Annotated in this window: 10 protein-coding genes and 1 pseudogene; 4 read left to right on the top strand and 7 right to left on the bottom strand. The window is 63.0% G+C overall.

The features are described from left to right. From QZY48_RS16430 to QZY48_RS16405, 6 genes are all read right to left on the bottom strand, one after another. On the bottom strand, positions 1 to 3,990 hold a 3,990-nt coding region (locus tag QZY48_RS16430), incomplete at its 3' end, for a DNA methyltransferase (RefSeq protein WP_295432840.1). 134 nt (positions 3,991 to 4,124) lie between these two features. Then, a complete protein-coding gene (locus QZY48_RS16425) occupies positions 4,125 to 4,526 on the bottom strand; it encodes a HEPN domain-containing protein (protein ID WP_295432837.1) in 402 nt (133 codons plus the stop codon). Continuing rightward, on the bottom strand, positions 4,510 to 4,833 hold the full coding sequence (locus tag QZY48_RS16420; RefSeq protein ID WP_295432835.1) for a nucleotidyltransferase domain-containing protein: 324 nt from the start codon (positions 4,831 to 4,833) through the stop codon (positions 4,510 to 4,512). The genes QZY48_RS16425 and QZY48_RS16420 overlap by 17 nt, the downstream gene beginning before the upstream one ends. Positions 4,834 to 4,866: 33 nt before the next feature. Next, positions 4,867 to 8,328: a BREX system P-loop protein BrxC gene (gene brxC / locus QZY48_RS16415; RefSeq protein WP_295432832.1), complete on the bottom strand. Its 3,462-nt coding sequence runs from the start codon at positions 8,326 to 8,328 to the stop codon at positions 4,867 to 4,869. A gap of 250 nt (positions 8,329 to 8,578) precedes the next feature. Then, a complete protein-coding gene (locus tag QZY48_RS16410; protein ID WP_295432829.1) occupies positions 8,579 to 9,136 on the bottom strand; it encodes a BREX protein BrxB domain-containing protein in 558 nt (185 codons plus the stop codon). Then, the gene (locus QZY48_RS16405; protein ID WP_295432826.1) at positions 9,126 to 9,848 is read right to left on the bottom strand and encodes a hypothetical protein; all 723 of its coding nucleotides are present in this window, start codon (positions 9,846 to 9,848) and stop codon (positions 9,126 to 9,128) included. Before QZY48_RS16405 ends, QZY48_RS16410 begins: the two co-directional genes overlap by 11 nt. Before the next feature lie 520 nt (positions 9,849 to 10,368). Here QZY48_RS16405 and QZY48_RS16400 point away from each other — a divergent pair. The 4 genes and pseudogenes from QZY48_RS16400 to QZY48_RS34855 all read left to right on the top strand — a co-directional run bounded on the left by QZY48_RS16400 (position 10,369) and on the right by QZY48_RS34855 (position 13,743). Then, positions 10,369 to 10,764 carry a hypothetical protein gene (locus QZY48_RS16400; protein ID WP_295432823.1) on the top strand — a complete coding sequence of 132 codons (396 nt, stop codon included), beginning with the start codon at positions 10,369 to 10,371 and terminating at the stop codon, positions 10,762 to 10,764. A 24-nt stretch (positions 10,765 to 10,788) separates the two neighbouring features. Next, positions 10,789 to 11,016, top strand: coding sequence for a hypothetical protein (locus QZY48_RS16395; protein WP_295432821.1), 228 nt, complete (start codon positions 10,789 to 10,791; stop codon positions 11,014 to 11,016). A 343-nt stretch (positions 11,017 to 11,359) separates the two neighbouring features. Further along, positions 11,360 to 13,123, top strand: a pseudogene (locus QZY48_RS16390) (SH3 domain-containing protein); the annotation flags it as partial. A gap of 305 nt (positions 13,124 to 13,428) precedes the next feature. Beyond that, positions 13,429 to 13,743 carry a lysozyme inhibitor LprI family protein gene (locus QZY48_RS34855; protein WP_366929712.1) on the top strand — a complete coding sequence of 105 codons (315 nt, stop codon included), beginning with the start codon at positions 13,429 to 13,431 and terminating at the stop codon, positions 13,741 to 13,743. A gap of 118 nt (positions 13,744 to 13,861) precedes the next feature. Here the strand turns inward: QZY48_RS34855 and QZY48_RS16385 are convergent, their stop codons facing one another. Continuing rightward, positions 13,862 to 14,086 carry a hypothetical protein gene (locus QZY48_RS16385; RefSeq protein WP_295432815.1) on the bottom strand — a complete coding sequence of 75 codons (225 nt, stop codon included), beginning with the start codon at positions 14,084 to 14,086 and terminating at the stop codon, positions 13,862 to 13,864. Between the last annotated feature and the right edge of the window lie 38 nt (positions 14,087 to 14,124).

The raw sequence follows: 14,124 nt of genomic DNA, 5'->3' as shown, positions 1-14,124 counted from the left end.
GAGTTCGAGGCGGCGCTTGAGATCCAGGGCGGCGGCCAGGCGGGTTTGGGCGCCGTCCACGGCGTCGCGCACGCCGGCCTCCTGCTGGCGGGTCCAGTCGCCCAGGTAGGTGTGGATGAGGCGCTCCAGGTTGCGGGCATCGAGCTTATGGTAGTTCACCAGGGCGCCGAAGCCGTCTTTGAGTCCGTCCCAGAGGTGCCAGATGAAGGGGCGGTGCTGGAAGCGCCTGGCGTGTTGCTCGAAGAACTTGTCGCGCAGCCAGACCTCCAGGTCCTTGCCGGCGCAATCGGCGACGGCCAGCAGCTTGGCCAGGATGCTGGGCTTCCAAGTGCCGGGCTCCACGGTCTCCCAGGCGGCGATGAGCAGGGCCAGCAGGCGGTCCTGGGCAGGCGGCTCACCGCGCACGGAGGACAGGCAGACGATGCCGTCGTCGTCCAGATGGCCGGCAAGGGCTTCGCAGCGGGAGACCCAGGCGCGGGCTTCGTCAGAGAGTTCCATCTCGGCGTCCGTCTCGGCCGGCCAGCGGTAGCCCAGGAGGCGGGCGACGGCGACTTGCAGCGGGTCGGTGGCGGGCTGGGGGTGGCCGTGGAAGAGCCACTGGGTGGGGTCGTCGGAATAGGGTTTGGGCAGGCCGTTGGGGTAGCGTTGGGCAGCGATTTGTCGCCAGTGGGTGAGGTCAAATGAAACCTTGGCGAGTGTAGCGACGGTCACATTGACCTTTTGGTCGATTCGGCGAACAGCCTTTGTGTAGTCCTCGCTCGTGCAGAAACACCATAGTGCAGGCAAGTTCTTGTCGTCATAGGGAACAAGTGTTGCCGCGCTCTTCCCAAATATTTCGCCCCCATAAAGCGTTACTGAGAGCACCCGCATCTGAGTGATTCTGAGGCCGCGATTCTTCCAAGCTGCTTTGCCCTTGATGTAGGCGCCAGGGAACTGCGAGACCAGTTTGCCACCGCGTCCCCACCGAATAACGTCGGAGCGGCCTGTGTAGTATTCCGTTTCAACCGCATTTTGCACGAATGGGGAAAATGGCGGCCACCACCCCACATCCCAGAACTGAAACACGAACCTATCGAGGTCGCCCGTAGTCAATCCCTCATAGCTTTTCGCGTACTTCGCCAACAGTTCGCCCCCTTCACCAAGCTCCAAGGTCAAGCGGAAGTCAGGGTTGTTGATTTGGGATGACTGCGGGAGTCTCTCAACTGCGCCTAATTCAAGAAGGCTCTTTTTTTTGTCAAGAGGTTTTTGCTGGACAATATTGATAGCAAGAAATTTAGAACCCTCACGAGGGGCACTCCTGGACGTAAGCATCAGAGTGGCAAGTGGCCCTCTTTCCCCAAAGTATTCCCATGCCTCTTCACCAAGGGCCACCAGAGCGTTAATCTCGCAATTTTTAATAAACCATGCTCTAAAAGAAGAGTAGGTTTGGAGGAACCACCAATTCTGAGGGCTAACTATTGCGGCAGTTCCGCCCTCTTCAACCAATTGATAGCATCTCTCAATGAAAACAGTCGCTAAATCGTTCTTCGCATCCGGAAAAATGCTGGCGCAATAATTCTTCAGAGTATCGTTTTGTTTGCCACGCACCAGATAAGGTACGTTGGTTACGACCAAGTGATAGCGTGCATCCAGCAGTCGCGCGGCATCCAGCAGACCGCGCGCAGTCACCGCCAGGTCCCAGGCATCGTCGTTCAACTCCTGCCCCGAACCCCATGGCGTAACCGGCGTCTCGGTCGCCAAGGCAAGCTCCAGCAGGTCTTTCAGATCATCGAAGCTGGACTTAAATAGATCGTCCTTCAGGCCGCGAGCCGGGTCCAGCAGGCTGCCCAGCAGCGGTGCCTGGGCAAAGCCGGCGTGCAACAGCCGCAGTTCCTGCCGCAGCAGCGCGGCGTTGGGTTGTGAATCAGGGACCAGCGCCTCCCAGTCCTTAGCGCTGGCGGCCACCTTCAGGCCGCAGCAGGCGATGTTGGGCGCCGGCATCCCGGCCCACACGCCCAGCGGGTCGCCGTGCTCGTCCGGGAAGCGCCAGGCGGCCAAGGCCAGGGCGAAGACCGCAATCTCGACACAGCGGGCGTCCAGTTCCAGGCCGTGCAGGTTGTCGGCCAGCACCGCGTCCACCGCCTCGCGCGCACTCAAGGATTCGGCGGCCATGCGCATGGGTACCAGCATGAGGAAGGCGGCCACCAGGAAGTGGCCCGAACCACAGCAGGGGTCGAGCAGCTTGAATGCCTTTAGGGTGTCGGGCCAGCCTTTGAAGGCGCCGGCGGCGGGGGTCCAGCACCGCGGCTGCGCCTGCGTAGTCAGGCCATCCTGGCCTGACAATTCGGCTCTCACCGCTGGGGGATTGTCAGGGCTGGAAGCCCTGACTACGTAGGCGCAGGCGCTCGCGCCCGCCGTTGGGGGTGCTGTGTCCTGCGTAGTCAGGCCATCCTGGCCTGACGATTCGGTTCCCGCCGTTGGGGAATCGTCAGGGCTGGAAGCCCTGACTACGCAATCGGAAGCCCTGACTACGTAGGCGCAAGCGGTCCAGCGCCATGGCCAGTCGGGGATATTGGCCTTGTCCGGATTGTGCCAGACGTAGCGAACCTGGTATTCGTACTCCTTCTGCGTGCGGATGATGTGGTTGTAGGCATCGACCTGCCAGAGGGCACCGCTGAGCCCGAGGCGGCGGTTGATCGCATTTGCGGTAAAAGACTTCCAACTGTGGATGATCTTCGACAGCGGGTTGTCGCCCAAGGGCTCGACGATGACGTGGACGTGGTTCGGCATGACGCACCAGGCGTGCAGCCGGTAGCGGTCGCCATCGAAGTGCTTCAGCGCATTGGCGACGATCTCGGCGATCACGGGTTGGCGCAGATGGGAGGCGCCGTAGCCGGAATCGAGCCAGGTGTCGATCTCTTTGGTCCTACGGTAACGGGCTTCTTGCTGAGCCTGGTCGGTCTGCTGACCGGCTTCTTCGCGGGACAGGGGCTCGGCCCATTGGTCAAGCTTGGATTGGGGAATAGCGTCGGCGAGGCGGAAGACGATATGGTAGACGGCGCCGTTGCAGGTCCAGTGGGGCAGATGCTCGCCGTGGCCGATGGCGAGGGTCTGTTCGTCCATCCTTATCGTCGTCAGGTCATCCTGGACTGACGTTCCGGGTTTGCCAGGGCTGGAAGCCCTGGCTACGCAGACGCAGGTGCTCGCGTCCACCTGCGTAGTCAGGCCATCCTGGCCTGACGATTCGGTTCCCGCCGCTTGGGGATCGTCAGGGCTGGAAGCCCTGACTACGCACTCGCAATCGCAATCGCACGCGGGGGCACGGACGAAGCGGAGGTATTCCAGGGGCACGCCGGGGATTGCGGCCTTGCGGCGCAACACGTCCTCAGTTTCGGCGTCGCGCAGCTCGTCCGGGCTCAGGCGACGGGCCGCCCACCAGGCCCCCAGCGAGTTGTGGAGCAGGAAGTCCACCATGTAGGGCTCGGTGAAGAGCTGGGTGACGGCGGGCAGTTCGTCCGCGCCGATCTTGACCTCGGAGGCGTTGACCTCGTCCTTGCGCTTGGCCTGCCAGAACTGATAGACCCAGCCCAGGCTGTCGCTGGCCTGGAAGACCTCAGTGGATAGGTCGGCCAGCAGCCGCTCTAACGCGCGCTGATGTTCCGGCGCGAAGGTCAGCTCGAACACCGGACTGTGCGGCTTGAACACCTGGGGCAACATGCGCGCGGCGAGTCGGCCGGCCAGTTCCCATTGGCCCTTGGCGCCCAGGGCCAGCTCGGGGTGATGGTCCACCAGGTCCCGGCAGTCGTCCAGCGACACCGCGGCGCCGGGCTCCCATAGCAGCAGGCCGTTCTCGGCGAGGAAGCGGGCGAACAGCATCCGGTGCCAGTGCTCGTAGGCCGCCTCCCAGACCAGGCGCTGGACCTCCTGCGTGTCGTCCTGGTGTTTGGCGTCGCCGAGCGCACGACCATGGGCGCGCAGGCGGCGGCGTAGCGCCTTGAGGTCGTCGGTCATGTAGGCGGGCGCCTTGGCCTCGCCGACGGCGAGTTGCGCCAAGGCGGCGCGGGCGGCCTGCTCGGCCAGGTCGCGGGCGGTCTTGACGGTAGTTTCCAGTTGGGTACGGAGTGGTTTGGCGAGGGTCGATGCGTTCATTCGGACGGTCTGCGTGTCTTTATCTGGGTATCGCACCAGGCGATGAGTGTGTCCGCCAGACTCAGGGCATCGGCCGGATCGATGAGCGGCATAGCGTCGTCGTTGTAACGGAATTCGACCGCATAGGGGGTCAGCCGGATCAGATCGGGCTCCGAGACCGGGAGCGTCTGGCCTGCATGTTCAAGACGGGCGGCGAGCTCTTCCAGGTCATGGGTACGACGGAACTCGACACCATGCAGTGTCATCAGGGCCTTGAGCGCCTTTTCGGCGGCCTGCTGGGCGTGAAAACAGGCCACCGAGGACGCCAGTTCCGGCAGTGCTATCAGGGTCGCACAGGCCAGACGATCCCGGCGCGCCAGGCGCAAGAGGCGCTCGGCTTCTTCAAGACAAGGATTCATGCAATATCTTCCCTTCTTTCCTGGCCCAATAGGGGAGCGTGCCGGGCACCTGGCTGCGGCGCTCGAATTCCTGCACGGAGAACAACAGCAGGTCGACGCCGACACCGATGCGGCCCACGGCCTGCTTGAGCCGCAGGTATTCCGCGGCCTTGTCCGGCAGGCTGGGTTCTATAATCAGCAGGTCGAGATCCGAGTCCTCCGTCGCCTCGTTGCGGGCATAGGAGCCGAACAGGATGATGCGGGCCGGCTGCGAGAGCTTACCGATGATGCGATGTACGATTTGAATGAGTTCGTCTTGAGTCAGCATATTGGTCACCCATACAGGATATTCCTGGGCGTATCACAACGCCACCGGGCCAGTCTTGAGCTTCTCGCTCAGCAAGGCCTCCACCTCGGCCAGCCAGTCCTGCAACTCGGCCTCGTCGTTCAGGGTGCGCCGCGGGATGCTCACATGCACCACGTTCGGCTTGAGCAACTGCACCGCCGCATGGCGGACGGCATCGAAGCGGCTCGGCAACGCCTGGGTCTTGGCGACCCAGTGGTCGAGATCGCAGTCGTCCAGCGCGTCCTGAAGCTGCTCCGGCGTCCCCAGCGGAACCGCGGCCAGCGGGGTGAGGTGATGCTTGAATGTCAAGTCGGCGCGCTGGGCATCGCTGAGCTTGCTCCAGTCGGCATCCGCGGTCAGTTGCGTCTCAAGCCCCTGGAAGGCCGAGCGGTAGGCATCCAGCTTGGCATTGAGGGCCTGGCGCATCAGGTCCACCACGCGGTCAAGCAGCGGGCGCACTTGGTCCGGCTCGGCCAGCAGACTGCGTTGCGCCGCGATGGCGTCGGCTTCGTCCTTCAACCCGGCGTAAGGCCCCAGCGTCTTGGCGTGGCGCAGCAGGTCACCCAGCTTGTGCCAGACCGGAAGGCGCTTGGCGATGTCGTCGGCGGTCTTCACCCACAGCTTTGACAGACCAGTGATCTCGTCGCAGCGGTTGTAAAGCTCCAGCAGCAGGGCATTACCCGACTGCCCCTCCACCGCCTCGACCACGTCGAGTTTTGGCGTCCCCGGGGCCGGCGCCACTCCCCCGGCCTTGCCTGCCTGCTCGCGCAGTCTGAACAGCAGCGCGGGCACCTTGGCTTGCTCCTCCTTGGGCTGGCAGGGTACGCCGACGGCGCTGAACAACTGCCGAATCTTGATCAACTGCGGCGGCGAGATGTTGATCGACTCGCGCTGGAAGTTGGCCTGGGTGAGTTTGGCGCGGTCCAGGCCCTTGGTGTCCATTGGCTTGCCGGCCGCGTCGGTGGCCTTGAGGTGGCCAGTGGCCAGCAGCGCATACAGGGCACCATCGATGGCGTCTTGGGGCCAGCCGTAGGGGGCGGCCTGGAACTGGTCGCGGACCTCGGCGCCTTTCTTGCCGGGGCCGATATAGGCGAGCAACCGCTGGCAGACGGGATGCTTGTCGGCCTCCTGGGTATGGCCCACGGCCTTCAGCGCTTCGCGGCTGCCCTTGCGCGCCTCATCGAGCACCTTGCTCCATTGGTCGTGGTCAGCCGCATCGAACTGGCCGTACAGGCGAATGGCGGAGGCCACGCCCGCACGGTTGATACGCTCCGCCAGGTCGTTGCCGTCAGTGGCCTCCTGGCCGCCCGCCTGGAATACGCGCACATCGGCAAAGAGCCGGTCGAGCAGGTCGACCAGGTCCTTCTCGGTCGTGCGGCTACGGCTCTCCATCGAGCGCCTCGCATCCTCACCCTCTCCCGTCGTTGGGGTGCCCTTCTTCTGCAGGGTGGTGCGCGCCGCCTCCAACGCGACGATGGCGTTGGCGAGTTCAGTCTTGTTTTGTGCCGGCAGGAAGGCGAACAGCGTCGGGTTGTCGGTGCCCTTGGACTTCGCCTCGGCGATGACTGACTTCTGGTCGGACTGCCAGCCATCCTGAATCCACAGGTACAGGGCGCGGTCGTTGTCCTTGGGCAGGGTCTCGTCGTAGGTCGGGTGGAGCCTGCGCTCGACATTGTCCTTGCCCTGGACGACCCGGACTTTCTTCAACACCTCGCCGAAGCGCGTCTTCAATAGGTCAGAACGTTTCTGCTCCACACGCTGCGGCGCTGCCTTGAGCTCGACCTCCTGCACCCGGAATTCGTCGTACCAGGCGCTGGACTCACGGGTCTGCAGTCGGTACTCGGTGCCGCTGCCACCCGCCAAAGCCATGATCAGGCGGTCTTTGTTCTGAAGTTCCTCCAATAACGCGGGCAGCTTCTTGCGCAGCTCGTTGGAGCCGGCATGGAGATCCGTCACCAGCAGGTCGGCCAGGACCTCTTCGGTCGCCTTGAGCCCGATGTCCATCGCGGCATCGGCGGGCAGCTTGTTGATGAGGTACACGAGCTTGAGCAGCCTGGCCCGCAGCTGCGCATCGGCATCGCCGGCTGCAAAGCGCTGGACGTTTTCGAACACCTCCATCGGCAACTGGGCGGTCGAGACCAAGTTGGCGGCGATCTGGTCGTACAGGAAGTCGCCCGCGACGACGTGACCCAGCGGGGCGTCCGCGGTGGCCAGCACGGCCTCATGCACCACGCGCAGCTGGCTGCGCAGTTGCGACACGGTGCCGGTGGTGTCGATCGTGCGCAGCACGCGCTCCCAGAAGCGCCGACGCACCGGCAGCAGCGGGTAGTCACAGGTCATCAATGCCTCGTCCGCCGTGACGTGCTCAAGCTTGGTGCCGTGCAGATGGCGGGAGATCTCGCCCAGGTTGGCGCGCCACATCTTTTCGATTTCAGGCTGCGCGGTCGGTTTCTTGGCGAGGATGATCTGGCGGGTGACGTTCTCCACATCCCAGTCACCGAGCATGATCGGTACCGGGAAGCGGCCCATCAGCCGCTGTAGGTTGGTCATGCCCGACAAGGCGGACTGACCCGTGGCGACAAACAACAGCTTGCCCTTGAAGTGCTTGCACAGGGTCTCCGTTACCTCCTGCACCTGGAAACCACGCTCGGCATCCGAGCCGATGTACTGCTGCACCTCGTCGAGCACGATCAGGGTGAGCGGGAACTTGCCGTCGCTCGCCAGTGCCGACTCGATCGCGGTGACCATCTGGTCGCTGCTGATGTCGGTAACCTGGGGGAACTGCGCCTTCACGAGGCTGCGCGCCTCCTGCTCGGTGTGGGCCAGGTCTGGACGGGCCTTGAGCAGCGCTTTGGCCAGGTCACCCGACACGTACATGTCCATCAGTTCCTGACCGAGCGTGCACCCTGCCTGCGTCAGCTCAGCTTGCACTGCCTCCAGCAGTCCTTCGCGCTTGAGCCACAGCACGAGCTGGGCCTGGTTGTATTGCTCGGGCAACCCCTTGGACTTGAAAACGATCCCGAGCAGCGCCAGGCGCACCCGGTCGCCGGCGCCCGCGCCCAGCTTGCCTGCCGCCGCGTGCAGACCGCCATGGCGTTTGCCTTGAGTAGAGACCTCTTTGAGGTGCTCGAACACCCCAGTCGGGAGCTTGGCGATGCTGCGCGCCGCCGCACCGTCGGCGAAGCTGTAGTCCGTCCAGAGGATGCGCAGCATCTTCGCCAGGTGAGACTTGCCACTACCGAAGAAGCCGCTGATCCAGACGCCGGGCTGCTCGGTCTTCGCGTCCAGGTTGAGCAGGAACTTGGCGAGGATGGTCTCCAGACCCTTCTCGTACTGTCCGTCGCAGACGAAGGTCTCCAGCTCGTAACGCAGGACGGCCTGCGCCGCCTCGGAGTAGTCCTCCGATACCTCTGCCACACCGTTGTTGGCCAAGCGGTTTTCCTTCGGTGCTGTGCTGTAGATATCGCGGTTGAGCATGTGAGTCTCCGTTGGTAGAACCGGCGGCCTCGATCAAGATTTCGGCCACTTGGGCTCGCCGGGTGCGTAGTCAGGCCATCGTAGTCAGGCCATCTTGGCCTGACACCGTCAAGGCTGGAAGCCCTGACTACACACGCATCGCGCACCGCTGGCCGGGATTATGCTCAAGGCCTGACCGGCTTCCAGCCGGTTTCATGCGCCGTCGTGTGAGATCGACGGCCGACCATGTGGACCCGGCTGGAAGCCGGGTCTACGCAATCAATGGCACGGCGAGATAGTTCCAGCCGTCGCGCGCGTCGAGCAGGCGGTAGCTGTGGTGTTCAGGGTGGTGTTCACCCGGGAAGAAGACCAACAGCCGCCCGGTGACCGACTCCTTGATGCCCTCGACGACGGTCGAAACCCGTGCAAGGCCGAACAGGGTGCCGACGCCCAGCAGTGCGACCACGGTGTCGGGGCCGCTCTGTGCCTCAATGCTGGTCTTGAGCCTGGCGACGAGGTCGGCGACGAATCCGGTCAGCTCGCCGGTCGGATACCCGGCCAAGTCCTCCGGACTCTCAAAATAGGCGTCGCGGTATTTCTGCCCCATCATCCATTCGGGAAAGGCGTTCGTCAGGTCGATGAGGAGCCACTGTTTGCCGGCCTGCGCGGTGGCGAGCGCAAACTCCTCCAGGTTCGCCCGCAGGCGCAGCTCGTCGGTCTTGTCGTAGACCGCGAAGACGACACGCTGGATAGCCGCCAGGCCCATCTGCCATGGCACGCTGAGGTGCGCACGGTAGGCTGACGTGAGTTTCTGAACCCTAGACGACATGTGGAGCCTCCTGTCTGATTTGTTCTTCCCCCGGGGTCAGATAGCCGTGAAACCTGACTTCCTGGACGCCCCCGGCGTTCATGAACACGAGCAGCCCGCGGTTTGCCGCCGCGCTGGTCAGCGCTTCCAGCTCGGCGGGCGTGACGCCCAGCAATGCCATCCATTCCGAGGAGAACAGCCGCTGGCCCGAGCGGCCCTCGAGATAGCCAAGGAAAAGACTCAGTGCGACAACCCCGGGACGCACTTCGGGCAGAGACCTGGTCTTACGCCGGTGTCCATGCAAGAAGCCCGCTGCGGTCCATGTGCCTGCTATGTTACGGGAAAATGACTTCAGCGACGCACTGCTGAAGCGGTCGGGGAAGGCTTCAGCCAAGAATGCTTCCAGGTCCTGCGGGGGTACCAATGATCCGACGGGTCTGGATAGAACGAAACCCTGGGAAGCCCGCAGTAGCGGGTCTCGGGCCAGGGCCACAGTCAAGGCGAGCAGTGGCTGGGCCGCTACATCCAAAGGCCAAAGACGCCGAAGGGCACGAAACAAGGGGTTGGCAGCGTCAAGGCCGTAGAGGGCGGTGAGATGCTTGAGCGACAGCTCGCGCGCCTTCCGCGTGGATTTGCCCAGCAGGTTGTCCGTGACGATCGCGCCGGCGTACTCCTGCCGCGACGCGCCCACCGGCGTGTGCGCCAGTAGGTTCCGCAGGTCGTCCAGCATCATCGTGCGTGCCGCATGCGGCCCGTTGATTCCGAAACGAAAGCCGAGTCGCCTCAGGAGGTCTTGTCGTCGGTCTGTCATGCCGGCCATAGGCGTTCAGGCTTGCGGTCACAGGCGTCCTTCAACACGTTGAACTTACTACTTAATCATAATCAAGGTCAGGTGCGGGAGGTCGCGGACGGGCCCTGTCTGGTCATGTCGAAGACGCTGTCGCGGTGTTTGCATACCTGGGCACCTGGTTTCATGGGTTCGGCTGTTGTCATGGGGAGGCCATGGCCGAGCCCCTTTGTAGCACACGGGGAAACGGTAGGACTATCGCTGAATCGGTCGCTCGGCTCCCTGTCACGGGCCGGGGCGCAGTTCAGGTGCCGAGAGCCGGCCCCGAGCGGTCGGGGAGCGCGCGGAGCACGCGCTGGCAACCCGTAGAAGTTCTTCAACCAGCGGGGCGGGAATCACCCTGACTGCCCGCATCGGGTGCCGTCTTCCGGGTCATGCTAGACTTACTTACCGTCCGCCCGGTTGTGTGCGCCGCATTGCCGTCAGGCCGCAGGGGCTGGACCTGGACTACGTGGCCTTTGTTGCCGCGACACGGGACAGCGTTGGGGGCGGGCTGCGGCTGATCGCCGATCTCGATAGCCTTGCCGGGATCGAATTTGACGAGTCTGCGATGGTCACCGAGGCCGATGCAGAGCCCTTTGTCGCCCGACTTCAGGAGATGGCGGACACGGAGTTTCGACTCACGACCCATCTGACCGACCTGGAGGGGGACAATCAGCGATCCGGCCGCGCCCAGGCGGCGTTGGCGCTCGAGACCGCCTATGGGCTCATCACCGGGCGTCAGAAGTTCGGGAACGCCGATGACAACTTCTGGAAGGAGCTCGACGCCTGCTGGCGGCTGGTGGCGGAGCGCACCGCGTAGGGCGGCGGGCTCACGGTCCAACGGGTGCCGGGCGTCTACGACCAGGTGGCCACGGCCTTCGTGCCGTTCGAGGTCAAACGCAAGATCAGCGACGAGAACTTCTGGGTCGATACGGCCCCGTCGGCGTTGCTGAACGCTGTACTGGACGCCGCGGCCCGGGTGGCGGATGGGATCAAGAAGAAGAAGGCAGAGTTGACAACGGACTTTGCTTTGACCAGGATTGCCGGGGAGATGACAAGGGTACTCTCTTAATGCTGAATTGGAGTAGGCTCAATATCACGCAGCGCGTACTCTTGTGTCTCGGTCAACCTCGGAATACTTGCGCTCCGCTACGTCATTCAATCCAAATTTTTTTATTATGATTCGGTTATTTTCTTTGGTCACAGCGCAATCCGTGGGCTGCCCCGAGTTTCCCCAGAGTGCTGGGGCAACACCAGTCAGGTCACGCCCCATGTGCATCACCTCGCCCCGCAGATCCAGACCGGGGGCATGCTCTGGTTTATGCGCACATCAGACTCTAAAGCGCAGAAAATGCGTGATAGAATGCATCACCCGGCGTTAACTTTATTTTCGCAAGGTCCGAGAGCGGAGACGGATGGTGTCAAGCCTGAACGAAACCGAGGTAGGGGATCAGTTCACGTCCCTGGAAGCACTGACCGAGGTGCTTGCCGGGCCGGACTGTGGATTGGCTCGTGTGCGCGGCAGTCGGGTCCGGAATAGCCAACTCCTGGGCTGGTTAGAAACCCGGGCAGGTCTGGATTCGGCCGGGCTGGCTCGTATCCAGGCACTGTTCAAGCGGCTGGGTACCAACCCATCACTGTTGCTCTTTGCCCTGCGCTACACCCTGACCCCGGACGCGCCACTGGAGCTTTGTCCGGGTGTTGCGGCACGAAGCCCCGCGGAGCTCGCCGCCACGCTACTTGGCGCCTGGCCCGACATCGAATCTCCGCTCAAGGCATTGGGAATGCTGGCGGCAAGCGGCCGGCTCGAGGAATGGTTACGGGCGAGCGAGCCCCCAGCCTGGCAGTGGGCAGTCCAGGCGATCGAGTTCGTCCGCACATGCCATCCCGGGGAACTGGAACTGCCCTGCTGGCTGCTCCTCTGGGCCTATGGCGCCAAGTCGCCCTTTCCTTTCAACGGCGGTCTCGTCGAGACGCCGCCGGACTTGGCGCGCGCCATTGATGCATCGGACCGCAGTCGCGAGGAAGGCTTACGACGATTGGACGCGGGCTGGATTCGCGCATGGCTTATCACCACACGACATATCGCAGAGCCTGCCGCTTGGGATGCGGCGGTCCAAGATACCAAGATCGCCCCTTCGGTACGACTCGCCGCCGCGCTGCGCCAACTTGATCCCGATCGCCCTGCCCCAGCACTCAGGGCCACACCGGCGCAGTTGGACTTCGGCACCATCCGGCGGGGCGAACAGCGACAATTGGAGCTGCGCTTCGACACCCTGAATCGGGAAAGCGTTGCGTGCAGCTTGTCGATCCAAGATGCCGGAGTCCCCATCGCCCTGAACGTCACGCACTTGGAGGCAATCCCGGCCACGATTCAGGTGTCGGCCGGAGATCGTGGCCTCGCCGCCGGACACCGTGTTGAGACCGCCATCTTGGTAAATGGGGGCGGCGCGGAGTTGCGCGTTCCGGTGCGTTTTCGTGTTGCGGCCTCCGACGCGGCTGGCGCCCGACGGTTCTCGCCCGCTGTGATCATGATCTTATTGGCGGGCGCCGGTGGTTTGGGCTGGTGGTATTTTCACGACCAGCACCACCATGGGGGCTCGCATACAGTCGGAACGATCACCCCACCCCCCACGCCAACGCCCATGCAGCCCGGGGGAACTATCACACTAGCCGGGGTGGCAAACGGACTCGACAGCCAGAAGGCCCCGCGGCCCTTTGCGACGAGATTTGTCCCCACTGATGGCCCGTTGGTGTATTACGTGAGCTATGCCGGGGCTCAGGTTGGCACAACCTATCACTTCGAGTGGTGGAAGGATGGTACGCGAGTCAGCAACTGGGATTATTCACTTTCCTACGACAACGGAAATATCTGGAGCTGGTCCCCCAATCCATTGCAGCGCGGACGCTATGAGGCGCGCCTGACGGTCAACGGGGAACTGCAGAACCTTACCACGATCGACGTCGTGGAGGCCGCGCCTGTAGCGGTCCAAAACACCGAAGAAACGGCCTTTGTCAACACCCTCCAACTCAATATACGCAATGGTCCGGGCCCCGATTACGCATCTCTTACCAAGGTCCCGCAAGGGACCCCCATCCGCGTTCTTGAGCGTCGGTCCGTTGGCGAGGACGCACTCTGGGCCAGAATCGAAGTTCAGGGGATAAGCTGCTGGGTCAATATGAAGCTGTTATCGGCCACCCCGGTGGCACCACCCAACATCGATCCGAGTCTGCCCGGACCGATTTCTACGCCTGTAAGTCCCCCATCGACCCAGAACACCGGGGAAACCGCTTACGTCAACACCATTCTACTCAACGTCCGCAACGGCCCCGGTCCTGATTACGCCTCTGTTACCAAGGTCCCGCAAGGGACCCCATCCGCGTTCTTGAGCGTCGGTCAGTCGGCGACGATGCTCTCTGGGCCAGAATCGAATTTCAAGGAGTCAATGGCTGGGTCAATACGAAGCTGCTGTCAGCTGTCCCAGTGGCAGCGTCCACCACGGCGCCGACCCCTTCGGCCAATGTCATTAACCCGCGCCCTCAATCACCAAGCTTCAATTGCGCTGCCGCTACGACACAAAGCGAATCCGCGATCTGTCGCGATCCCGGACTGTGCGCTCTCGACCGAGATCTTGCAGCATTGTATAGCACGCGGCGCCAAGGATTACCGGACGCGTCGAGTAAGAGTCTTCGAGATAGCCAACGGCGCTGGTTAGCCGAGCGGAATAAATGTGGATCGGACGTCGGGTGTCTCGCTACCCGTTATCGCGAACGAATCGTGTGGCTAAGAAAATCTTGACCGTTATATGAAACGTTTACAGGGGTTGTAAGTCGCTGGGATGCCTCGCTCTCCAGGTCGATGAGCCGCGAGCGCTTACCCGGCGTCAGCGGCGCGATGAGCGTCAAGCCACGAAACGTCAATCAGGTTCCCTGGTCGCCCCCTCCGCGCGGCAAATCATATCGTCCAGTGATTCAAGCGTAGAGAGCAGGCCGGGCAGCCGGGACTCCCAATTCACCCAATGGCGGCGACGAAAGCGCGAGTAGGTGGAGTCCCGCCAACACTCGGCCATCTGCTGCTCCTGAACCTGGAGCAACTGCCATTGGCCACGTAAGTGCTGGGTCAGGTCAGTAATTTCGTGCATGGCGGCTTAAGTCTTCTCCGATTCATCGTCCAACCAGG

The sequence above is a fragment of the uncultured Thiodictyon sp. genome, assembly GCF_903828115.1.
In the GTDB taxonomy this organism is placed as follows: domain Bacteria; phylum Pseudomonadota; class Gammaproteobacteria; order Chromatiales; family Chromatiaceae; genus Thiodictyon.
Note: the sequence above shows the minus strand (reverse complement) of the source record. Positions and strands in the feature narration are given on the sequence as shown.